Genomic DNA, 22,791 nt, shown 5'->3' on the forward strand with positions numbered 1-22,791 from the left:
CGAATGAACAACGATATTGCTAGCGTCCGCGTCTCCCTCGCCGACCGGAGCTATGACATACAGATCGGCGCCGGGCTGCTGGAGAAAGCCGCCGACTTCGTCGCCGAGCGCGGCGGGGCTCAGCACGTGGTGGTCGTGACGGACACCAACGTCGACGAGTTGTATGGCGACCCGCTCGCCGACCTCTTCGTCGAAGCCGGCGTCGAATCACACGTGTTGGTGGTCGAGGCGGGCGAGCCTAGCAAGTCCCCCGACGTGGCCGCCGACTTGTGGCAGACCATGCTCGACGAGGGGTGCGATCGGCAGACGGTCATCCTCGCGGTCGGCGGGGGCGTCGTCGGTGATATCGCCGGATTCGTCGCCGCGACCTTCGCCCGCGGACTCCGCTTTTTTCAGATGCCGACGACCCTGCTCGCCCAGGTTGATAGCTCGGTCGGCGGTAAAACAGGCGTCAATCTCGAGGGCGCCAAGAACATGGTCGGCGCCTTTTGGCAGCCCGAGGGCGTGCTGATCGACACCGACGTGCTGAAGACCCTCCCCGAGCGTGAGTACAGCGCGGGGCTCGCCGAAGTGGTGAAGTACGGCGTGATCCTCGACGCCGACTTCTTCGAGTTCTTAGAGCAAAAAGCGGACGCCGTTGTCGCCCGTGACGCGCAAGTCCTCCGCGAAATCATCCAGCGCAGCTGTCGCTTGAAGGCCGATGTGGTTGAGGCCGACGAACGAGAGCAGTCGGGCCAGCGGGCGAAACTCAACTACGGTCACACATTCGGCCACGCCTTAGAGGCGGCCACCGGCTACAGCGAGTTGCTTCATGGCGAGGCGGTCGCGATCGGCATGGTGTGCGCGTCGCGACTTGCCGAAAGCATGGGGCGGATTGAGTCGTCGGTGACCCGTCGCCAAGTCGAGTTGCTGGAGCGTTTTGGACTGCCCGTCGCGGTCCCTGACGGCATTGAATTGGGCGAGCTATCGGCCCTGATGTGGCGGGACAAGAAAGTCCGCGACGGCGAGGTCCACTTTGTACTGCCGACCCGTCTGGGGGAGGTGGAAACCGTCACGAGCCCCGGTGACGACGCCGTTCTGGCGGCCATGGCGGGCTGACGTTGCAGGTTCTAAACAGGCCTAGAATCGGCGCCCGCATGGCGTCCGGTAGGTGTGCGCGCCCGCTTTAGGGACAAATGTCGATGCGGTTTGCCACGGTCAATTTTCGCAAATGATCCCTAAAGATGCGACATACCGCATGAATACTGCGGTATTACATGCGGTTTTAGGCAAGGATTGGTGTATTCCGCACCAATCGACTCGCGGAGTGGCAGCCAGACGATCATCCTTTCTCGCTCGCGTAGCGTAAAGTTTTCTGAAACTTCCGTGAAGCCATACGCGGATGTTCTGCGGATCAACCGGCTCCGTCGGGATTTTGTAGCGGCAGTTACGACAATTCTGTTCTGTATGCCTCCAATGCCGTCTGACCTGACTGACTCTGACAAGGATGGGACCACAGCATCGACCTCTGAGCCTAAACCGGTCAAACCGATCCTGGATGTCGTCGGCTGTGGCGTAGCGGATGCGTCTCCGATTGTTGTAGCGGCCCATTCGGTGCGGGCGGACGTGCGACTCGCTAGTTCGCCCGAGTCTCTTCTGGAGCAGCTCAACTGGCGGAGCCGCGAGGCAACGCTCGAGCCGGCCGACGTCGTCGTCTTTGTCGGTGTCGCTGAAAGCCTTATTTCGCAGCAGTGGATCGCCAGGGCGAGCCAGCTTGCGCCGGAGTTGACAATCGCGGCGGCGTTGATTGACGGGTCGATCGACCAAGCCGCCTACGTTGTCAATCAGGGCGCCCGCGGGCTGTTGACGCTGCCGAACTCTCTGGCGCGTTTGTCGCGAGACTTACGGGAAATCTCCGACGCCGCCCTGCGGTTCCGGGCGTCACGTCGCAACGTGATGAAGCATCGCCGCGCCGCGTCGGCGCTCACCCCGGCCGAGCACGAGGTCCTCGAAGGGATGCTCGCGGGGATGCCGAACAAGCAGATCGCCCAGCGGCTGTCGATCGGGCTCCGGACGGTCGAGTTAAGACGCTCGAAGATCATGAAGAAGATGAAGGCCAAGAGCCTGGCGCAGCTGATTAGCTACATCTGCGCGGCGCAAGGGCACAGCGGCTAGACGCCGAAAGAGTGGCGGCTCGCCTGCAGGCCAATTAGTGTCGGAGCGAAACGTCTCCGACACTCGCTCACCGGCCCGCCATGACGTCACCCTATTCGGAGGAGACCCTCGCCGAGGTCCGGCTGTCGTGTGTCCGCGGCGTGGGTCCCTTGCTCAGGGGTCGTCTGATCGAGGCCCTAGGCGACGCCGGCGCGGTGCTCGCCGCCTCGCCAAATATCCTTCAGGAAGTCCGGGGCGTCGGCTCGAAAACCGCGGTCGCGATTTCCGCGGCCCCCGCCGCCGATAAAGCGACGCAGATGCTCGATCGCGCGGCCGAGTGCGGCATCCGCGTGCTGGCGATTTCTGACGATGAGTATCCGGCGTCCCTGCGGGAGATCCCCGACCCGCCGGCCGTGCTGTACTGCCGCGGGGCGATCGAGCCGGTCGATCACCGGGCGGTGGCGATTGTCGGGACCCGGCGGGCCACCCGCTATGGACTGCGACAGACCGAGCTGATCGCAAGGCAGTTGGCGCTGGCCGGCGTGACGGTCGTCAGTGGGCTGGCGCGGGGGGTGGATGGCGTCGCGCACCGGGCGGCTATCGAGGCGGGCGGCCGGACGATCGCGGCGATGGCCGGCGGGCTGATGCGGATCTATCCGCCCGAGCACGGCCCCTTGGCCGACGACGTCAGCCAGCACGGCGCGTTGCTCGCCGAGGCGCCGCCGCCGATGCCGCCGATGAGTGGCTCGTTTCCGCAGCGGAACCGGATCATCAGCGGCTTGTCGCTCGGTGTGCTGGTGATCGAGGCGGCGGAAAGGTCGGGCGCTCTGATCACCGCGCGGCACGCCGCCGAGCAGGGGCGTGACGCCTTCGCCCTGCCGGGGCCGATCGACAGCGTGCAGTCGCACGGGTGCCACCGGCTGATCCAAGAGGGCGCCAAACTGGTCACTTGCGTGGAGGACGTCCTGGAGGAAATTGACGCCCTGGCGAATCTCGTCGCGTCGTCTTCGCCACCAACCCGCCGGCCCGAGCGGCCGTCGGCGCCGGCCCCCGTGATTGACTGGGGCGAACCGATGCGGACCTTGCTGGCGGGCGTAGGCAGCGAGACCACCAGCATCGATCAGCTCGTCGACCAGACGGGCCTGCCGGTGGAGCAAGTCCTGGCCGGTATCTCGCAACTCGAGGCGGGTGGGGCGATTCGCCGCATAAGTGGCGTCTCGGTCTGCCGAGCCTGAGAGAGTTTGCCGGTTGCGTTGACCCGCCTGCTTGCGGCCTTGTGACCGTCTGTAGCGACGCCGCTAGGCGGCGATCCGAGTGGCGCGCTCGACGTGGTCGGATTGGCACGATTCGGACGGCCGTGTCACCCGATTTCTTCCCGTGGAATGGTCGGTTCGCTGCGAACTGCCCGCTCCCGGTCGGCGGAGCCGGCTGAGCGAACTTCCTCGGTGGCTCGTCGATTGTGACCAGCCACGTCGAGCTCCCGGCGGATGACGGAGCGACAGGAGTACTCACGGATGAAACGATTCGTTCAGGCGACATGCGGATTCGCGGCGAGTTTCGCCTTGGCCGCCGGATCGGCCCAGCCCGCGGCGGCTCAGTTCGTTGCCGTCAATAACTATCAGGCCCCGCCTCAGCAGGCCGCCCCGGCCTATCCGCCGCGAACGGCGATGAACCCGGCCTACGCGCCTCCTGGGTACGGCACCCCTCCTGGATATGGCACCCCTCCTGGATATGGCAACGCCTACGGGAACGGCTACGGCTACCCCCGGGTCGCCCAGGCCGCAGAGTTGCCGGCGCCCGCCGAGGCGATTAACGACGCCGTTCAAGCCGCGACGCCGCCGGCCGCCCCAGCGCCGCCAGCAGCCCACACGCCGCCGGCCGCGCAGTCGGCGCCCATGATGTACGACGGCGGCTACGAGCAGCCGGTGACGCACTACGCCCCGCAGGCGGCCACGCAGCCGATGGCCACGCACCCGGCGGCGTCGTACCCAGCGTCGTCGTACCAGGCCGCGTCGGACGGTTGTGCGACGGGCAACTGCGGCACGGACTACTCGTCGGCCCCGATGGCGAACTACGGCGGCTACGACAACGGCGGTTGCTACGACTCGGCGCCGGCGTGCGACGTCGGTTGCTACGGCGGTCCGGTGCGGCCGCAGCGTCAGTGGTTCGCCGGGGTCTATGGGTTGTACCTGACCCGCGGCGGCGACCAGGCGAAGAGCAACGTCGCCTACCTGACCGACACCACCGGCTGGACGGCCGACTACTACCCGATGCCGTCGGACATGTACCTCAACACGGCCGACGCCGGCTACGACGGGGCGTTTGGCGCCGAGGTCCGCTTCGGCAGCACCTTCGGCCACGACGCCTGCAACTGCCAGCAGCCGTTCGCATGGGAAGTCGCCTACTGGGGACTCGACACGGACGAGAGCTCGGCCCAGATGATCCTGCCGGGCACGGTGTCATCGACGTATCCCCAGCGGATGTACACGCTCAAGAACTACGAAGGCCTTTACACGGACCGTGACGGGGCCGGCGGCGCCTATACGAACCGCCCGATCTATGTCGATCCGGGTATGCCGGCCGACGACGACCTGACCGCCAACGACGTCCGGGTCCTCGGCGTCCGCGTCCGGCAGCGTTTCTCGGCCCAGAACCTCGAGCTGAACTTCTGGCGGTTCGGGACGCCGACGATGGCCGCCGGCTGCGGTGGCGGTCGCCTGCAGGGGGTGCTCGCGGCGGGTCAGTCGGCTTGCGGCTACGGCGGATGCGACACCGGCGCCTGTGGCGGCTACGACGACTGCGGCGGGTGCAACGTGGCGTGTGCCCCGGCTTGCCCCCCGCGGCGCTTCTTCATCAACGGGTTGTTGGGCGTCCGCTACATGCGGATCGACGACGACTTCGGATACGACTGGCAGTACACCGTCACCGACGGGGCAGGCAACCCGAACGCCGGTGAGTACGCCACCTACCAAGGGTTCCCCCGCGACGACAACTCGGTAATCTTCTCCGACTACGAGGCCAACAACGAACTGGTTGGCTTCCAACTCGGCTCGAGCATGAACTGGCTCGTCGGTTGCCGGTGGAACCTGTTCGCGGACGGCGTGGTGGGCATCTACGGCAACAACGCCGAGGTCTCGAAGCGGGTCTACGGCGGCGGCGCCTCGTATCTCAGCTACTACAACGGCGGCGGACCGGCTTCGGCCCGCGGCAGCGAGACCTCGCTGGCCTACGTTGGCGAGCTACGGGCGGGCCTCGGTTACCAGGTGAGCTGCAACTGCCGCCTTACCGCCGCGTACCGCTTCATCGGCATCGGTGGTGTGGCCCTGGGCGTCGAGGAGTTCCAGAACACGTACTGGTCGAACGCTCAATCGGTCAGCCACATCGACACCAACAACTCGATCATCCTGCACGGCTTGCAGACCGGTGTTGAGTATAAGTTCTGAGAGTCGCTGGCGTCCTGAGCGGGGCCAGGCGGGTTGCAACCGCCACCCCGGAACCCTTCGACGACAAGTTCTAAAGTCTTGAGCCGCGGCCGTTCCCGCCCCCCCCTGGGAACGGACCGCTGGCTTCGCCGGGCTGACGCCCCCGTACCCACGGGGCGAGGCCCGGCACATAGTCCCCCTTTGTGTGGCGAGGCCCGTCGACCAAGTGGTCGGCGGGCCTCGTCGTTATTTGTAGGGTCCGCGGTGCGGACCGTTGGACCGACTTTCACCCACGAACCGACTTTACCGAGTCAATTGGCAGGGAGCCGGAAGCGTCAGCGCCCGGAGTGGCGTCGCGGTTGAGTCGTTTGGCGCTTCAACTCCGGGCGCTGACGCTTCCGGCTCCCTACAACTCGGGAGGGCGAGTTGATCGTTGCGTCGAACCGCCAACCACGGTCCGCCCAGCGGACCCTACGACGCCGTGGCGGCGAGCAGCATCCGGAATGCCGGATCGTCGCGGAGCGGGGCGAAGTCGGGCTCGCCCGTGACCATCGAGCGGAAGCTGGCGTCGAGGTCGAAGGCGCGCTTGAGCCGTCGCAGGGCGTCGAGATTGCGGCCCGCCAGGCTGTAGTAACAGGCGAGGTTGTAGTTCAGCAGGGCGTCGCCGGGGGTCCGGCGGATCGCCTGCTCGAGCGACCAGATCGCCTCGTCGAGCCGTCCCGAGCGCTTGTAGCACCAGCCCAGAGCGAGCCACGCCTCGGTCGGCGTGGGGTCGAGTTCGACACTTCGGCGGAGCGGGATGACCGCTTCGCTATGGCGGTCGAGCTCGCGGAACGCCTCGCCCATCAGGTAACAGGCGTGGGCGTCGGCGTGCACCAGCTTGCCGCGCCGCTGGAGCGATCCCAGCGCTTGGGCCGACATGCCAAGCTCGAGATAGCCCTCCGCTTCGCGCGAGGCGCCTTCGAGCTGCAATCGGTGTCGGGAAAGATTCGACAGGGCGAACATTCGCGAGGGGCTCTCTGCGCGGGGGGGAAGGACCCGTTAATTGGCGACGACATCCCTTCGTCGATCACGACCCCGATTCTATCGCCCGACAACGAAGCGCAAAACAAATCCGCGCCGGATTCGGCCAACCGCCGCGGGCGGAGCCGGCGCGACCGGAGTGAACCGAAAAGCCAAGGCCGGGTCACGCCGCTCGGGCAATATGCGCCGAAGCCCCTCCGCCGGCCCAACTCGCCGGCCCGAGAATTCTCAGGGAATCTTGCACGGATCGCCCGCCACGGCGTCACTAACCCAGTAGACGCCAACGTTTTTCATCGCCGCCCCCGCGACGCCTTCCCAGCGACCGAGTCAGCCATGCGCCTCACCCTGCGGACCTTGCTTTCGTACCTCGACAACGTGCTCGACGAGCCCTCGCGGGCCGAGTTGCAGCGGCAAATCGACTCGAGTGACCACGCCAGCGAGTGGGTCCACCGCACCCGCGACGTGATGCGGCGCCTGAAGCTCGGCGCCCCCGAACCGGCCGGGACCGGCTCGATCGACGACCCCAACACCGTCGCCGAGTACCTCGACCGAACGCTCCCCGAAGAGGGGGTCGCCGAGTTCGAACGGGTCTGCCTGGAGTCGGACGCGATGCTCGCCGAGGTGGCGTCGTGCCATCATGTGCTGGCGATGTTCTTGTCGGAGCCGCCGCAGATCGACCCCGACACCCGCCGCCGGCTCCACCGGCTGCAGGAAGATATGGCGAACGCGTTGAAGTCGCGGATCGAGCAGGCGCACCCGTCGCCCGGCGCCGTCGCCCCCGAGACCCCCGCCATCGAGCCGGCGACCCCCGCGGCGCGACGTGTCCGACCAACGACGCCCGTCGATCCGGCGACCGTTCCCTCCGAAGGGGGTTGGTCGCAGTTGGCGCCGTGGGCGCCGGCGATTGCCGCCTTGCTTCTGCTGGCGATCACCGCGGTTCTGGCGATCAAGCCGAACGGCCTGTTCGTCGCCACCCCGACGCCCGGAACGGAATCGTCGGCTTCTGACACTGGCGAGGAGGCTTCGGAGGGCAAGACGCCCCCAGCGGCGAACGGTGAAGGACAAAAAGATACGTCGGCGGCTAAAGAAGAAGGCGTCCCACCCGGAAAGGAAACCACTGGGGCTGCGGAGCCGTCCGACGGGGAAATGGCTTCCCCCGTCGAAACGCCCGACGACGGAACTTCAGTAACGACAGGTAATGCGACCGACGCTGCGGAAGAGCCGACCGAGCCGACCGAGGAAGAGGCGTCGTCGCCTACCTCTCCGTCTGACGAGCAGTCCGAGCAGGTCAATGGACTGGGGGACGAGCAGGAGATGGCCGAACCAGCTCTCGAGGAGACCGACCCCGCCGAGACTCAGCCCGCCGAGATGGAGCCCGCCGAGACGGAGCCCGAGCCCGAGCCGGAGACGCTGACTTTCGTGGGCCCCCGCGACGGTTTAGTCGTGGTCGAGAAAGAGGAGGGGCCCTGGAGCCGGCTCGTCCCCGGAATGTTTATGTTCGCCCCTCAGCGGGCGCACCTCGTCAGCATGCCGACCCAGCGGGGATCGTTTGACCTGAGCAAAGGCGTGACAGTCGAGCTGGTCGGACAGACCGAAGCGATTGTCGACCCCGAGTCGCCGACCGTCGAGCTTCGCTACGGGAGGGTCGTGCTGAGTCACTCGCCGGAGGCCGCCGAAGCGATCGTTGTGCAGGTCCGCGTCGATGGCGTGGCTTACGAGGCGTCACTTGAGCCCGGAGCGAGTGTCGCGGTCGCGGCGGATCACTTCTATGAGTCGGGCTACGACATGCTTGCCGAACCGGCGCCAATGGTGATGGTCGCGCACGCGATCGAGGGCGATTCGAAGTGGTCGACTTCCAGCGGAGAGCGGACTAGCGCGATGCCCGCACCGTTGTTCTTCACGAGCGGAAGGTTAAGCGGGGCGCCCAGCGGGTTCCTCGAAAGCGACTGGGTGAGCTCACTCGATCTGACCGCGTCGGAGGAAGTCGCGAGCCCCGTCCTCGTCGGGCTGGTGGCGCCCGGCGCCCCGGTTTGGCCGCAGCTATTCCCGATTGCCGAGCTGGACAAGCGGCAGGAGGTCCGCTCGCTCGCCGCGCAGTGCAGCTTGGCCCTTGGCCGCCCCGAGTCGCTGGTCGCCTCGTTTGGTGACGAGGTGCAGTTCCGGTTCTGGGACGCCCATCTGGCCGCGCTACGGCAGGCGGCCGCCCGCAGCACCGCCGGCGCCGAGAAGGTCCGGCAGGCCTTCGTCGAGAAATACGGCAATGCGGGGGGGGCGGCGTTTTTCGAGGTCTTGACGGGTTTCACCCCCACCCAGGTCGGCCGGTCGCCCGAGGCGATGCAGGAGGGGGTGATCAACGAAAAGCTGCTCCCGATGCTGCGATCCGATGAACTCGCGACCCGCGTCTTGGGGTCGATCGCGCTGGACGAGCTGGTCGAGTACAAGAACGACCCGTTCAATCCGCTCGACTCGGAGCTGAAGCGGCGCCGGACCCTGACGCGGATCGGCAATTTCCTCGAACGGGGCGAGCTGACGCCACGGGCGGCTCGCTGAGAAGGATCCGGCCGGGACGCCCCCGCCGATTTTTCCTGCGAACTCCGCCCCCTGCCCAGGTTCCGCCTTTCGCCCCGGGGCGTTACACTCCGGAGTCTGCGGCAGGCGGAGTGACGCCAGCCGCGATTGGCCCGATAGACGTCCGGGGCCGAAACCGCGTCCACGCCCTCGGTCCGTGCCGGGCGGGCCCGGCAGGCAGACGCGGCGTCGCGTGAGGAGAGTAACCAGGTGCAGATTCAAGTGACGGCCCGCCATGGGCATCTTAGCGACGAGACCCACGACCGAGTTAAGTCGAAAGTGGAGAAGCTTTTACGGCATTTCGACCGCATTATGTCGATGGAGGTCGTCGTCGATCTGCAAGACGCCAATAAGCCGAAAGTCGATCTGCTAGTTTCGGCGGAGCACAAGCACGACTTTGTCGCCCACGAGCAGACCCATAACCTGATGACGTCGGTCGAGGCTTGCGTTCACAAGGTCGATCAGCAGATCCGGAAATACAAAGAGCGGGTCATCGAAAATCATCGGGACCCCGAGGTAAAGCGGCAGGCGGCCGAACCGGTTGTCGATGAGGTCGATGTCGATGTCGACGACGAGTGAATCAAAGCAAACAACGTAACAAGCACGCCCACGGCGGGGTGACTCCCGTGAGTCGGCCGCCCACTGCGGCTGCAGGCGCCTAGAAAAACTAGCAGGCTCAGACGATGGACTTTGCCGATTTCATCAGCAAGAAAGCGATCCGCCCCCAGCTCACGGCGACGGACAAAGAGGGCGCCATCCGTGAGATGGTCCAAGCGCTCCTCGACGCCGGCGAGATCGCCGAGGATCAGTTCGACGGGATCGTCCAAAAGGTGCTCGACCGTGAGGAATTGGGCAGCACCGGCATCGGCCGTGGCGTCGCCGTCCCGCACACCAAGCACCCGAGCGTCGAGAAGCTCTGCGGCGCGGTGGCCGTGAGCGAGTCGGGCGTCGAATTCGCCAGTCTTGACGGCGACCCGGTTTACCTGCTGTTCCTGTTGGTTTCGCCCCCGGACCGCCCCGGCGACCACCTGCGGGCGTTAGAGAACGTCTCCCGCCGCCTGCGTGACGACCAGTTCTGTCGGTTCTTGCGCCAGAGCAAGACACCCGACGATATCTGGCAGCTGCTGGAAGAGGCCGACAACAACCAGTTTGGCGCCTGATCCGATGCCCCCACGGGGCGGAAAGGCGACGCCGCCCAACGAGTAACTATGCCAGAAGAGGAGCGACCTGTTGCGACGCGACGACTTGTCGTCCGCGAACCCAACGGGTTGCATATGCGCCCAGCCGAGATCGTCGCTCGTGCGGCGATGCAGTTCGAGTCGACGATCACGCTGATTCAAGGCGACCTTCGGGTCGACGCTAAGAGTATTTTTGACCTGATCACGCTGGCGGCCGAGCAAGGTTCCGAGCTCGACCTCAGAGCCGAGGGCCCCGACGCCGAGGCGGCCGCCGACGCGATCGCGACCCTCTTCGAAAACCGCTTCGAGACCAACGGCCAAGTGAGCCCGCCGGACGCAACCGACCAGCCGCCAGCATCCTGACCCTTCGTCAGCTTTCTGTCGCTGCCGCCGGGCTCGCCCTGAAGGGCAACCAACACAACTAACAGAACTCCGGCGCCGACGAGCGTCGGGGCCCACCCGTCGCCCTTCCCGGCGTCACCGAAATCCGGTGCGCAGGCCGAGGGAGACGACGAAGGCTCCGGAGCGAACCGCCGGCTCGCCGCGTCGCGTAGCCCGCTGCGGCGTGGACGTCCCCGCCGAGGGGAACGTCCCCGCAGGGCCCCACGCATCGAGGCGAGACCGCCGGTCGGCGCCGACCGGGAGCAGCGATGCTACGGCTGCAAGGCATAGCCGTTTCGCCTGGCGTAGCCATTGGCGAAGCACTGGTGGTCGACAACGAGGGATTCCGCATCCCCCGTCGGTTCTTGCCGCGCGACGCCATCGACCGTGAGATCGCCCGCCTCACCAAGGCGATCGACGAAACGACCGCCGAGATCAACGAGAGCCGGCGCCGCATCACCGAGCGCCTCGGCGACGACTACGGGTCAATCTTCTCGGCCCACGCCCAGATGGTGAACGACCGCAAGCTCCGCCAGGAGCTTGAGGAGCTCATCCGCGACCGCCATTACTCGGCCGAGTACTCGGTCAGCCGCGTGCTGCGTCGCTACGCGAAGGTGTTCCAATCGCTCGAAGGCGCCTACATGGCGGAGCGCGCGAACGACATCTTCGATATCGAGAAGCGGCTGCTCCGCCGCCTGCTCGGCGAAAAACGCGAGGAGCTCGCGCAGGTCTCGTCCGAAGTGATCGTCCTCGCGCGCAACCTGACGCCGAGCGAAACCGCGGCGATGAAGCCGGAGTTCACCCGCGGCTTCGCCACCGAGACCGGCGGCCCCGGCAGCCACACCGCGATTGTTGCGGAGGGGCTCGGCATCCCTGCGGTCGTCGGCACCGGGGCGTTCCTGTCCGACGTTTCGGGCGGTGAGATGGTGATCATCGACGGCGACGAGGGGCTCGTTATCCTCCGTCCCGATGAGGAGACCCTCGCCCGGTACCGTCACGAGGTCGCCGAGCAAAAGACGCTCGCGGCAAAGCTGGACGAGCTTTCCGACAAAGCGTGCGAGACGCTCGACGGCCAGCGGATTCAACTCTTGGGGAACATCGAATTCCCCGCCGAGACCAAGCTCTGCTTGCAACGCGGCGTCGACGGCATCGGCCTGTACCGCACCGAGTTCTTGTTCCTGACAGGCGACTCGATCCCAACCGAGGAGCAGCACTACGCCGCCTACCGCGAGGTCGCCGCCGCCATGCAGGGGCGCCCGGTCGTGATGCGGACGCTCGACCTGGGCGCCGACAAGCTGCCGCTCTTCCCGGCGCCGGACGACGAACGCAACCCCTTCTTGGGGCTGCGGAGCATCCGGCTAGCGCTGAAGCATGTCGACATTTTTCGCCTCCAGCTCCGGGCGATCCTCCGGGCGACCAACGACGGCGACGTCCGTGTGATGTTCCCGCTGGTGAGCAACCTCCTCGAATTACGCCGCGCGCGCATGGTGCTCGCCGACGCGATGGAGGACTTGGAAGAAGAGGGCGTGCCGTTCAACCGCGACATCAAGGTCGGCATGATGGTCGAGGTCCCCTCGGCCGTCGTCATGATGGAGCGCTTTGTCGACGAGGTCGACTTCTTCAGCATCGGCACCAACGACCTGGTGCAATACACGCTGGCCGTCGACCGCAGCAACAAGGACGTCGCCTCGCTCTACACCAGCGCCGACCCGGCCGTCATCCGGTTGGTGAAGATGGCGATCGACGCGGCCGACGCCGGCGGCAAGCCGATCAGCTTGTGCGGCCAGATGAGCGGCGCGCCGCTCTACACGATGCTGCTGCTCGGCCTCGGCCTCCGATCGTTGAGCGTCACGCCCGCGGCGGCGCCCGAAGTGAAGCGGGTGGTCCGCAGCACCACCATGGAGCACTGCCAGTGCGTCGCCGAGCGCGTCCTCACGCTCGAGAGCGCCCGCGACGTCAAGACGTACCTACGCGAAGAGCTCTCGAAGCTCTTGCCCGACCAACCCATTTAATTGCAAACGGATTGAGCCGTCGGCCTTAGCCGCCGGTAACGCCACCAACAACACCCCCTCATACCTGTTCCTAACGAGTTACTCGTCACCGCCGCCACCCGCGGCTAGCGCCGACGGCTCGCAGGGAATCCCCGCACATACCACACACACGCCGCGATCATCGCGGCCATGCCACACCGACAAACCCCAAGACACCCCATGAAAACAGAGATGCTGATCAACGTCTCGCAGCCGGAAGAGTGCCGGATTGCGGTCGTTGAGAACGGCGTGCTCGAGGAGCTCTACACCGAGCGTTCGAGCCAAGACAACTACGTTGGGAACATCTACAAAGGCCGGATCGTTAACCTCGAGCCGAGCATCCAGGCGGCGTTCGTTGACTTCGGCGTCGGACGCAACGGCTTCTTGCATATCAGCGACGTCGAATCGCAGTACTTCCGCCAAGGGGGCTACGACCCCGACGTGCCGATTGAGCGCGACGGCTCGCAGCCCGGCGCCCGCGGCGAGGCGTACGACGCCGACCTCGGCGATGAGGACGACGACGTTGGCGAGGACGACGATGCCGAAGAGGGCGAGGCCGCTGACGCCGAAGGGGGCGTCGCGACCCAAGCGAAGCCCCGGTCGCAACCGCGCCGCAAGACGGGCGCCCGCCCGCGGGTGAAGCCCCCGATCGAGGATATCTTCCGCCGCGGCGACGAGGTCGTCGTCCAGGTCATCAAGGAAGGGATCGGCACCAAGGGGCCGACCCTCTCGACGTACATCAGCATCCCGGGCCGCTACCTGGTGCTAATGCCGGCGCTCGGGCGGATCGGTGTTTCTCGCAAGATCGAAGACGAAGAGGCCCGCAAGCGGCTCCGCGCGTACCTCCGCGAGCTCAACCCGCCCAAGGGCTTGGGCTTTATCGTCCGCACCGCGGGGACCGATCGGACCAAACGCGACTTGTCGCGCGACCTCGCGTACTTGCTCCGCCTTTGGAAGATGATCGTCAAGCGGATCAACACCCAAGAGGGGCCGGGCGACCTCTACAAAGAGTCCGACATCGTTATCCGTACGATCCGTGACATCTTCTCAGGCGACATCGACGCGATCCACATCGACGAAGAGCACGCCTTCGAGCGGGCGCGGGACTTCCTCAAGGTGGTGATGCCGCGCTACGTCGATCGTCTGCACTACTACGAAGGACGCGAGCCGCTCTTCAACAAGCACAAGATCGACGAGGAGATCTCGCGGATCAACGACCGCCACGTCCCGCTCAAGGGCGGCGGTTCGCTCGTGATCGACCAGACCGAGGCGTTGGTGGCGATCGACGTGAACAGTGGCAGCTTCCGGTCGGGCGGCGGGGCCGAGGAGTCGGCGTTCGCCCTCAACCAAATCGCCGCGAAAGAAATCGCCCGACAGTTGCGGCTCCGCGACCTGGGCGGCGTGATCGTCAACGACTTCATCGACATGCGCCGCGAGCGCTACCGCCGCACGGTCGAGCGGACGCTCAAGGACGCGATGAAGCGGGACCGCGCCCGGGCCAAGGTGCTGCGGACCAGCCCGTTTGGTCTGATCGAGATGACGCGCCAGCGGATCCGTCCGAGCCTCAAGCGGAGCGTCTACCGCGAGTGCCCCGGCTGCGCCGGCACCGGCCTGGTCAAGTCGGCCGAATCGATGGCCATCGACGTGCTGCGCCGCCTGGTGCGGATCGTTCACCAAGAGCGGATCGCCAATGTGACCGTCACGGTCGAAGAGGCGGTAGCCACGTATCTGAACAACCGCAAGCGGCGTGAGTTGGCGCTGATGGAGGACGAGGGGGGCAGCCAAGTCGTGGTGCTCGGCAAGGAAGGCATCTCGCCCGAGTACGTCCACTTCGCCTGCGAAGACGAGGCGGGACGCGAGGTGCGGCCCGAGGCGGGCTGAGCGTCGCGGCGAAGGGGGGGAGTACGACAGCGATGCCGACCGACAGAGGAAAGACTCTGGCAGCGTTCGACGCCGAGAAGGCCGCGTCGTACGACAACCAATTCGCGAACGTCTCCGCGATGCGCGATGCGATGCACTTGTTGACGCGTTTGGCGCTCGGTGAGTTGCCGGCCGAGTCGCGAGTGCTTTGCGTCGGGGCGGGGACGGGGCTTGAGATCGGGTATCTGGCCGAGGTGTTTCCGCGCTGGCGGTTTATGGCGGTGGAGCCGGCGCCGGCGATGCTCGACCTCTGCCGAAAGCGGGCCCGCGATAACGACTTCGCCGATCGCTGTGAGTTCCACGGGGGGTACCTTGATTCGCTGCCGGCAGCCGAGCCGTACGACGCGGCGACGTGTCTGCTGGTGTCGCACTTCCTGCAGCCGCCAGAGCGAAGAGCCCTCTTCGTCGAGATTGCGCAACGCCTCACGCCCGGCGCGGTCCTTGTCGCTGCCGACCTAGCGTCGGACCGAGCGGCGCCGGCGCATGATCGGCTGATGGCGGCGTGGCGGCAGATGTGGCTACTCTGCGGCATGCCCGTTGACCAAGTCGAGAAGGCACGGGCGCATTTCGAGGAGCAAGTCTCTCTGCTGCCACCGGCGGAAGTGGCGTCGCTTGTCTGCTCGGCGGGGTTCGAGGCGCCGACCCCGATCCTACAGACCCTGCTGATCCACGGCTGGTCGTTCCGCCGCGAGGCGGACCCCTCCTAGTCCGAGCGGGCCTTTCGGCAGGCGGACCGTCGGCGTCAGACGGCATGGCGCGGTTGACGGCCGGAGAGGCGCTGCGCAAAACCTCCCCCGGCTGACGCCGGAAGCTCGGCCGCGCTCGGTTAGCTTCGTACGCCGGTGGCGATCCGCTTACCGACGTCGGGGTCGATGTTCTTCCAGTACTCGAACGCGAGCTCGAGGACCGGCTCGGTCACGCCCTGCTTGAGGTGGCCGACGACGTTCGACACCAAGCGGTCGCGTGCCGCGTCGTCCATCACCTCGCGGACGAGTGTGCCGGCCTGGCCCCAGTCGTCGTCTTCTTTGTGGAGCGTGTACGCGGTGCGGACGAAGTCGCCGTCGGCATGCCAGACCGCGTCCTCGGGGTAACGCTCGGGATCGGGCACGGGGCCCCCCTTTGAGTTCGGCGCGTAAACGGGGTCGGTGACGTTATCGACCCGCATCGCCCCGTCCTTGCTGTAGCTGTGCACCGGCGACTGGGGCCGGTTCACGGGGATCTGCTTGTAGTTGACCCCGAGCCGCGCGCGGTGGGCGTCGGCGTAGGCGAACATCCTCCCCAGCAACATCTTGTCGGGGCTGATGCCGATGCCCGGCACGAGGTTGTTCGGCTCGAAAGCGGCCTGCTCGATCTCGGTGTGGAAGTCGGTCGGGTTGCGGGTGAGCGTCAGCCGGCCGAGCTCTTGCACCGGGTAGTCGCCGTGCGGCCACACCTTGGTGAGGTCGAACGGATTGAAGCGGTAATCGGCCGCCTCGTCGAAGGGCACGATCTGCATCTTGAGCGTCCAGCTCGGGTAGTCGCCGCGCTGGATCGCGTCGAATAGGTCGCGGCGGTGGTAGTCCGCGTCGACGCCGGCGATCCGCTCGGCCTCCGCCTGCGGGAGGAAGTCGATCCCCTGGTCGGTCTTGAAGTGGTACTTCACCCAAAACCGCTCGTGCTTGGCGTTGACCCACATGTAGGTGTGGCTGGAATAGCCGTTCATGTGCCGCCAGTTCTTCGGGATGCCGCGGTCGCCCATCAGCCAAGTGACCTGGTGGGCCGACTCGGGGGAGAGCGTCCAGAAGTCTCACTGCATGTCGTGGTCGCGGAGGCCGTTGTCGGCGCGACGCTTCTGCGAGCGGATGAAGTGCTGGAACTTCAGCGGGTCGCGGATGAAGAACACGGGGGTGTTGTTCCCCACCATGTCGTAGTTGCCTTGCGACGTATAGAACTTCAGCGCAAAGCCGCGCGGGTCGCGCCACGTGTCGGGGGACCCGCGCTCCCCGGCGACGGTCGAGAAGCGGATCAGCGTGTCGGTCTTCGTCCCGGGCTGGAAGACCGCCGCCTTGGTGTACTGGCTCAGGTCTTGCGTCACCTCGAAGTGGCCGAACGCCCCGGAGCCCTTGGCGTGGGGTTGGCGCTCCGCGATCCGCTCGCGGTTGAAGTTGGCCATCTGCTCGATCAGGTAGTGATCGTGCAGAACGATCGGGCCGTCGGGCCCGACGGTGAGCGAGTGCTTTTGGCTGGCGACCGGGATGCCGGCGTCGGTGGTGGTGGGCTTGCGCTGGTCGCTGCTGATGAGAAGACTTCCTTGCGGTGAAAATGGGCCCACCGGACGCCAAAGTTAGTCGAGTACGCGATCCGCCGCCGGATCCGGGGAACGACGTGGCGAACTGTACGCGTGGCGCCGCCGCCGGGCTACAACACGCCGCGCCGAACCGGCTGCCTCGCAATCCAAGCGGCCCAGAAGCCACTGGACAGGCGAGCCGTCGGCGTCAGCCGGCGGACGTTTCTCCGCGGCGTTTGAGACGGCCGCCGCGGCGTCGCACGATCGCTCGCGAGCCGCTGCGTCGCGGAGAAACTCCCCCGGCAGACTCCGGAGGCTCGCCTGACTATCGGCTGGCGGGCGTGGTTGGGGGTGCTTGCGAATAACGCCCGGGGTGGTAAATTAACTATTGAGTTAATTAACCGATTGGTGTATCACGATGACCGACCAACTCAGTCTGACCTTCGCCGCGCTCGCCGACCCGACGCGGCGGGCGATGCTTGCCCGGCTCACCGAGGGGCCCATCAACGTGTCCGAACTGGCCGAGCCGTTCCTCGACACGATGAGCCTGCCGGCCGCGACCAAGCATGTGAAGGTGCTGGAGCGGGCGGGTCTGCTCACCAAGACACGCGAGGCGCAGCGCCGGCCGTGCGAACTCAACCCGGACGCCTTGCGGGATGTCGCCGACTGGGTCGAGCCGTACCGGGCGATGTGGGAAGAGAGCTTCGACCGACTCGATGCGTACCTCAAAACGATTACCGACAAATCCGCCAAGCAATCCCAACCCTCGAAGGCCGCGAAAGGCGGCAAGAAAGATGGTCGCAAGAAGTAAGCCCAACGAGCTTCGGATTACCCGCGTCTACGACGCCCCTGTCGCGGCGGTCTGGGACGCGTGGACCGATCCAGATCAGGCGGCCCAATGGTGGGGGCCTCGCGGCTTCACCATCACGACGCACAGCAAGGACCTGCGTCCCGGCGGGAGCTGGGACTACACGATGCATGGCCCCGACGGCGTCGATTGGCCCAACACGACGCTCTATCACGAGGTGGTCGAATACGAAAAACTGGTCTACGACCACGGCGGCGCGGCCGATCGGCCGCCCCTGTTCCGTGTGACGGTCTTGTTCTCCGAGTCGGAGGGCAAGACGACGATGGACATGACGATGACGATGGCGTCCCCGGAGGCGGCCGAACAGATCAAGCAGCACATCAAGGACGCCGGCGGCAATGCGACGTGGGACCGCCTCGCGGAGCACCTCGGTATGCAGTCGACCGGCAAAGAGTGCTTCGTGATCAACCGCAGCTTCGACGCGCCGATCGACGTGGTGTTCGACATGTGGACGCTGCCCGAGCACATCGTCCGCTGGCTTCCGCCGACGGGATTCGTCATGGAACTCCTGCGGGAAGAAACACGTGTCGGGGGCAAGTCGTTCTACCGCATGGTCAATGAGGCCGGCGTGGAGTTGTTCGGATGCGTCGAGTACCGCGAGATCGAACGTCCTGATCGACTCGTTAGCACCCAAGAATTCTGCGACGCCGAGGAGAACCTTAGTCGCCATCCGATGGCGCCCGTCTGGCCGGCGACGATGTTGAGGACGGTCACCTTCACCGCCGAAGGCCCCCAGAGCACGCGCGTGACCGTCGTTTGGGAGCCGATCGGCCACGTCACCCCCGCCGAGCGGGCGGCGTTCGTCGAGGAACGTAGCGGGATGACCCAGGGTTGGACGGGGTCGTTCGATAAGCTCGAGGCGTTGCTCGCGGCAGGCTAGGGAGAGGGCCTGTATCGCCGCTTTTCGACCGCGGCGATGCCCTTTAGGGCCCTGCCGGCGCCGCTAAGTTGTTTTCTGGTAGGGATTTACGGTTCCGGTGAGGGTGGGGCATCGACAGCCCAGGCCGAGGCCGGTATTCTGTGGGGCTCGCTAGACGAAATCCGCACACGCCGGGGCGGTCCCTTCCGCCGGCGACCCGAGGTGAAACACAAGTCATGTACGCGATCATTATTGACGGCGGCCGCCAGTACAAAGTTGTCGAAGGCCAGGAGCTGGCGCTCGACTACCGCGAAGAAGCCAAGCCGGGCGACACGCTTACCCTCGATCGCGTCGTGGCGGTTGGCTCGGGAGCGGACCTCAAGGTTGGCGCCCCGACCGTCGCTGGCGCCAGCGTCACGGCCGAGGTCATCGGCACCGGGCAGGGCGTCAAGATCGAAGTCGTGAAGATCCGTCGCCGTAAGAATAGCCGTCGCCACACCGGCCACCGCAAGATGTTCACCAAGGTGAAGATCGGCGCGATCGCCGGCTGAACGCGTAAACGTCGTTCAAGCAATCAACACAAGAGCCCCGACCAAACTCATTGGTCGGGGCTCTTGTGTTGTTGTGAATCGCTCGTGGCGCTACTCCCGGCGCTGGCGCTTAGGGCTCCCGCGCCACGAGTGGCTCACCAACGAGAGCTAGGGAGCCCTAAGCGCCAGCGCCGGGACTGAGCCCGGAGTCCGCGTCGCGGCTCAGCGAGCCGCGACGCTCTCACCGGTCGAGCGGATGCAGTAGAGGCATTTGCTGGAACGGACGTACATCGCGCCCTCGCTCAACGCGGGTGTCGCGCTGAAGTCGCCACCGTCGGTGAGCACGTTGCGCGCGACCTGATCGTACTCTTCGCCGAGCCGCACGACGTGAGCGACGCCATCGCGGCCGAAGTGACAGAAGAGATCGCCCACCACGACCGGTGACGAGTAAGGCATGCTGCCGAACCCGCCGCGGCCTCTTCGCCCGCGACGTCCTTCTGGAGCTTCTTCAGGGGCCGCCTCTTCCGGAGCCGGGGCGTCGGCGTTGACGAATCGTTCCTGATAGACCCGATCACCCGTGGCGGCGTCGTAGCAGTTCACGCCGGCGCGGCCAACGCCGTAGAGCCGGCCGTCGAAGAAGACGGGCGTGGCGATCGAGCCCTGTAGTTCGGCCCGCCAAAGGACGTTCGTGTCATCGACTTCGCCGTCACCACCGGCGCGGACCGCCAGCGACCCGCCGCGGCCGGCGAGGATGTAAACGACATCGTCGTGGGCGAGGAGGCTGGTGCTGACAGAATCGTTGTCGACGCCGCGGCAACTCCAGAGCTCGTCGCCCGTAGCGAGGTCGAGCGCCAGCACTTTGAAGGGGACGGCGAAGACCAGCTCGGTGCGGCCGTTGGCCTCGACCAGCACCGGAGAGCCCCAGACGCCGTCCCAGCCGTCCTCGGTGTGGCGCCAGACCTCTTTGCCTGTCTTCTTGTTCAAAGCGATTAGCGAGCGGCTCTCGGCCGTCGCGGCGCAGATAACGAGGTCGCCAGAAAGTACCGGGCTCGACGCCGAACCCCATCCGCGGATGCCCGAGCCATCGCCGCAGTCGGTCCGCCAGAGCTCGTTGCCTTCCATGTCGTAGGCGAGGGCGCCCGTCTTGCCGAAGTAGACGTAGACCCGCTCGCCGTCACTGACGGGGGTGTGGCTGGCGTAGCCGTGCTCGGCAAACATGCCGCCGAACTCGTCCTCGGGGAGCTTCGCGTCGACCTCGACGCGCCAGAGCTCGTCGCCCGTCTCGCGGTTGAAGCAGAGCAGCGATCGCTTCAGGTCGGATTGATCGCCGGGCTCTTCGCGGCTGAGACCGTACCCCGTCCAGCAGGTGACAAAGAGTTTGTCTCCGACAACGATCGGACACGACGACCCGGGGCCCGGCAGGTCGACCTTCCAGGCGAGGTTCTTCGTGTCGCTCCACTCGACGGGGGGGGCCTCGTCGAGCGAAACGCCGGCGCCGTTGGGGCCGCGGAAGCGGGTCCAGTCCCGCGCCTCAGCAGCGACGACTGTCGCCAGGGTGAGCAATGCGGCGAGCGCCGCCCGGGGGGTGAGCGAACGGACCATGCGATGGCGCCTCGAAGGTTGACGGGGCAGAGAAGGCCCACACCCGTCCGGGTGTCGACCCTTTTAGCGGAACGCCCCGCCCGCCGACCGTCAAGCTTGGATGCCGCGAATCGGCGCTGAACCTACGCACTTATTTTCGAGGGGAGGGCGGCTCAAGGCGTCGCCACGAGGACGGCCCAAAGCCGGTGTCGCCATGTGGTTTCAACGCCTCGGAAGCCGGCCCCATAGAGCCGCGCCGCTTGTTCTTCGACTGTTTCGTGACAGTCGTCGCCACTCTCTCGTTGGCCGCCAAAGTCGGCGAGATTTCGCTCCTGCCAGCGATCGACGATCTCGCCAAACGTGGCGGGGGTGCGTCCGGTGGCGACAGCCGAACGCATGTGCTCACCCCATTCCTCGAGCCACTCGCGATACGTTGCGTCGGAGGGGGGGCGGTACTCGTCACCGTTCACAAAGACGCCGCCGGGCGAAAGGACCGATCGGCACGCGGCGAAGACCTGGTTCTTTTCTCCCGCGTCGAGATGATGCAGGGCCGACGTGCTGACGATCGCGTCGGGCCTTGCGACCGCTTCGCGCCAATCGTCTTGGGCACGTCGGGGGACGAAGTGGGCCCGCCCCGTGAATCGTTCGTGCCGCTTGCTAGCGATTTCTAAGAAGGCCTCCGACGGATCGACGATGGTAACCGTCGCGTTGGGAAGAGCGTCGAGCACCCGCTCGGCAAGCCGACCCGATCCGCCCCCCAGGTCAACGACGTGGACCGTGTCGGCGATATCGAAGGGCAATGCGGCGACAACCGCCTGTTGCATTTCGTCGTAGTGCGGGTGAATGACCGGCCCGGCGGCGTCGTAGTCGGCGGCGGCTTGGCGGGCGTTCCAACGGTAGGTGGCGGTGCTCATGCCGAAGAGGACCGGGGCCGCCACCGATGGGTTCGCTCCCCAGGTTCAAGGCGTTTCGTCCGGCGCCGTGGGTGGAACGAGCCCGCTGTAGGGGTTGGCGGTGTCATTCGACGCGGTCATTGGATGCGGTAGGGGTTGCTGCGGTCCAAACTCGGCAATCGGGATTTCCGTCGTGCAGGACGATGCTGGCAGGGGGCGGGCCGACCGCGAGCGGTACCCCGGGATATCGAGCCAGGCGAGGGTCAAACCGACCGACGTGTACTCGTTGGAATTGCTCCCTTCAAAGTAGGCGAAGTTCTGCGCCGCCGAAGCGGTGAGGCGCCATTGCGGGCTCAGCCAATAGTGGACGCCCACTTCGGGGGCGACTGCGAAGGCCGCTTTTGTGTGCTCCTCGTCGGAGTTGAAGCCGTCGTCGGAGAGGGCGTCGAGGTAGTCCGAAGGGGCGGCCCCGCCGAAAACGCTGACGCCTACGAACGGCGCCAGGCGGGTTGGGGTCTGCAGACGACCGCCGAGCTCGAGGCCTCCGGCGCCACCGCCTCCCTCGACCGCCGAGCCACGCAGGCCGAAGCTGGCCTCCACGGCGCCGTCGAGGTGGGGCGGGTAGACCAACTTGCCAACCGCGAAGTCCGAGGCGGCCGGGTCGTCGCTCACCATCGTTCTGGTGTAATAACCCGAGCGGCCAGCGACCTGCCGGGCGTCGAGGGCTTGCTTGACGACGCGGGCCGGGTCCTCCGTGTGGTGCGCGTACTTGCGGGCGTAGGCGGGGTCGGTGCGCGCCCACCGTGAGCCCGTGCACCCCGCCGCGGCGATCAGTAGGCAGACGGCGTGGAATCGCACAACGTTAGGCCGACTTGTGTAGCCGACTTGCGTAGGAAGAGGGGTGTGGTTTGAGAGGGCGTGGCTGGGGGCAAACTTGCCGGATCGTGGCTTTTCGGCCGCGGAGTGTCGAGGGCGGCTTGCGGCGGGACCCATTTGCGTCCGGCCCGACGGACTGCGGACCGCCGGACCTAAGCCGCGAATTCTGCGCCGTCTACCCGGCTTGCCATGGCGATGTCGCCGGAAACGAAAATTGCGTGCCGCCGCATCGGCGGGGCGCCAACGGGGCGTCCAAACGCCGC

At 66.3% G+C, this 22,791-nt stretch carries 19 protein-coding genes and 1 pseudogene; 14 read left to right on the forward strand and 6 right to left on the reverse strand.

Annotated features, from left to right (window positions below; translation table 11 throughout):
- Positions 1-3: 3 nt before the first annotated feature.
- The 4 genes from aroB (at position 4) to Pla108_RS12220 (ending at position 5,576) form a co-directional block, all read left to right on the forward strand.
- Entirely contained in the window at positions 4-1,098 is a 1,095-nt protein-coding gene (gene aroB / locus Pla108_RS12205) for a 3-dehydroquinate synthase (protein WP_146445231.1), read from the forward strand.
- A gap of 507 nt (positions 1,099-1,605) precedes the next feature.
- Complete coding sequence (locus Pla108_RS12210) at positions 1,606-2,154, forward strand: response regulator transcription factor (RefSeq protein WP_197526510.1); 549 nt, start codon at positions 1,606-1,608, stop codon at positions 2,152-2,154.
- Positions 2,155-2,234: 80 nt separating this feature from the next.
- Complete coding sequence (dprA, locus tag Pla108_RS12215) at positions 2,235-3,368, forward strand: DNA-processing protein DprA (protein ID WP_146445233.1); 1,134 nt, start codon at positions 2,235-2,237, stop codon at positions 3,366-3,368.
- Between the two features lie 279 nt (positions 3,369-3,647).
- The gene (locus Pla108_RS12220; protein ID WP_146445234.1) at positions 3,648-5,576 is read left to right on the forward strand and encodes a hypothetical protein; all 1,929 of its coding nucleotides are present in this window, start codon (positions 3,648-3,650) and stop codon (positions 5,574-5,576) included.
- A gap of 450 nt (positions 5,577-6,026) precedes the next feature.
- Here the strand turns inward: Pla108_RS12220 and Pla108_RS12225 are convergent, their stop codons facing one another.
- Complete coding sequence (locus tag Pla108_RS12225; RefSeq protein ID WP_146445235.1) at positions 6,027-6,560, reverse strand: TPR end-of-group domain-containing protein; 534 nt, start codon at positions 6,558-6,560, stop codon at positions 6,027-6,029.
- A gap of 351 nt (positions 6,561-6,911) precedes the next feature.
- On the opposite strand from Pla108_RS12225, the gene Pla108_RS12230 reads away from it, so the two are divergent.
- The 7 genes from Pla108_RS12230 to Pla108_RS12260 all read left to right on the forward strand — a co-directional run bounded on the left by Pla108_RS12230 (position 6,912) and on the right by Pla108_RS12260 (position 15,362).
- Complete coding sequence (locus Pla108_RS12230; protein ID WP_146445236.1) at positions 6,912-9,128, forward strand: hypothetical protein; 2,217 nt, start codon at positions 6,912-6,914, stop codon at positions 9,126-9,128.
- Between the two features lie 228 nt (positions 9,129-9,356).
- A complete protein-coding gene (gene hpf / locus Pla108_RS12235; protein WP_146445237.1) occupies positions 9,357-9,725 on the forward strand; it encodes a ribosome hibernation-promoting factor, HPF/YfiA family in 369 nt (122 codons plus the stop codon).
- Between the two features lie 104 nt (positions 9,726-9,829).
- Positions 9,830-10,306 (forward strand): PTS sugar transporter subunit IIA, encoded by a 477-nt coding sequence (locus tag Pla108_RS12240; protein ID WP_146445238.1) that lies wholly within the window; start codon positions 9,830-9,832, stop codon positions 10,304-10,306.
- 48 nt (positions 10,307-10,354) lie between these two features.
- Entirely contained in the window at positions 10,355-10,687 is a 333-nt protein-coding gene (locus Pla108_RS12245; protein ID WP_146445239.1) for an HPr family phosphocarrier protein, read from the forward strand.
- A 287-nt stretch (positions 10,688-10,974) separates the two neighbouring features.
- Complete coding sequence (gene ptsP, locus Pla108_RS12250; protein ID WP_146445240.1) at positions 10,975-12,717, forward strand: phosphoenolpyruvate--protein phosphotransferase; 1,743 nt, start codon at positions 10,975-10,977, stop codon at positions 12,715-12,717.
- Between the two features lie 198 nt (positions 12,718-12,915).
- A complete protein-coding gene (locus Pla108_RS12255) occupies positions 12,916-14,616 on the forward strand; it encodes an Rne/Rng family ribonuclease (RefSeq protein ID WP_146445241.1) in 1,701 nt (566 codons plus the stop codon).
- A 32-nt stretch (positions 14,617-14,648) separates the two neighbouring features.
- The gene (locus Pla108_RS12260; protein WP_146445242.1) at positions 14,649-15,362 is read left to right on the forward strand and encodes a class I SAM-dependent methyltransferase; all 714 of its coding nucleotides are present in this window, start codon (positions 14,649-14,651) and stop codon (positions 15,360-15,362) included.
- A 119-nt stretch (positions 15,363-15,481) separates the two neighbouring features.
- On the opposite strand, the gene Pla108_RS21460 is transcribed toward Pla108_RS12260, so the two are convergent.
- Positions 15,482-15,763 (reverse strand): catalase-related domain-containing protein, encoded by a 282-nt coding sequence (locus Pla108_RS21460; protein WP_261342524.1) that lies wholly within the window; start codon positions 15,761-15,763, stop codon positions 15,482-15,484.
- Positions 15,764-15,784: 21 nt separating this feature from the next.
- Positions 15,785-16,966, reverse strand: a pseudogene (locus tag Pla108_RS12265) (catalase); the annotation flags it as partial.
- A 373-nt stretch (positions 16,967-17,339) separates the two neighbouring features.
- Between Pla108_RS12265 and Pla108_RS12270 the strand changes: the two are divergent.
- The 3 genes from Pla108_RS12270 to rplU all read left to right on the forward strand — a co-directional run bounded on the left by Pla108_RS12270 (position 17,340) and on the right by rplU (position 19,199).
- Entirely contained in the window at positions 17,340-17,732 is a 393-nt protein-coding gene (locus tag Pla108_RS12270; protein ID WP_146445243.1) for an ArsR/SmtB family transcription factor, read from the forward strand.
- Positions 17,716-18,669, forward strand: coding sequence for an SRPBCC family protein (locus tag Pla108_RS12275; RefSeq protein ID WP_146445244.1), 954 nt, complete (start codon positions 17,716-17,718; stop codon positions 18,667-18,669). The genes Pla108_RS12270 and Pla108_RS12275 overlap by 17 nt, the downstream gene beginning before the upstream one ends.
- A gap of 215 nt (positions 18,670-18,884) precedes the next feature.
- A complete protein-coding gene (gene rplU / locus Pla108_RS12280; protein ID WP_146445245.1) occupies positions 18,885-19,199 on the forward strand; it encodes a 50S ribosomal protein L21 in 315 nt (104 codons plus the stop codon).
- A gap of 201 nt (positions 19,200-19,400) precedes the next feature.
- Here the strand turns inward: rplU and Pla108_RS12285 are convergent, their stop codons facing one another.
- From Pla108_RS12285 to Pla108_RS12295, 3 genes are all read right to left on the reverse strand, one after another.
- A complete protein-coding gene (locus tag Pla108_RS12285) occupies positions 19,401-20,780 on the reverse strand; it encodes a PQQ-binding-like beta-propeller repeat protein (RefSeq protein WP_146445246.1) in 1,380 nt (459 codons plus the stop codon).
- Between the two features lie 152 nt (positions 20,781-20,932).
- Positions 20,933-21,697, reverse strand: a complete 765-nt coding sequence (locus Pla108_RS12290) for a class I SAM-dependent methyltransferase (RefSeq protein WP_146445247.1) — start codon at positions 21,695-21,697, stop codon at positions 20,933-20,935.
- A 21-nt stretch (positions 21,698-21,718) separates the two neighbouring features.
- Positions 21,719-22,510, reverse strand: a complete 792-nt coding sequence (locus tag Pla108_RS12295; protein ID WP_146445248.1) for a hypothetical protein — start codon at positions 22,508-22,510, stop codon at positions 21,719-21,721.
- Positions 22,511-22,791: the final 281 nt, after the last annotated feature.

Source organism: Botrimarina colliarenosi, assembly GCF_007859955.1.
Classification (GTDB): domain Bacteria; phylum Planctomycetota; class Planctomycetia; order Pirellulales; family Lacipirellulaceae; genus Botrimarina; species Botrimarina colliarenosi.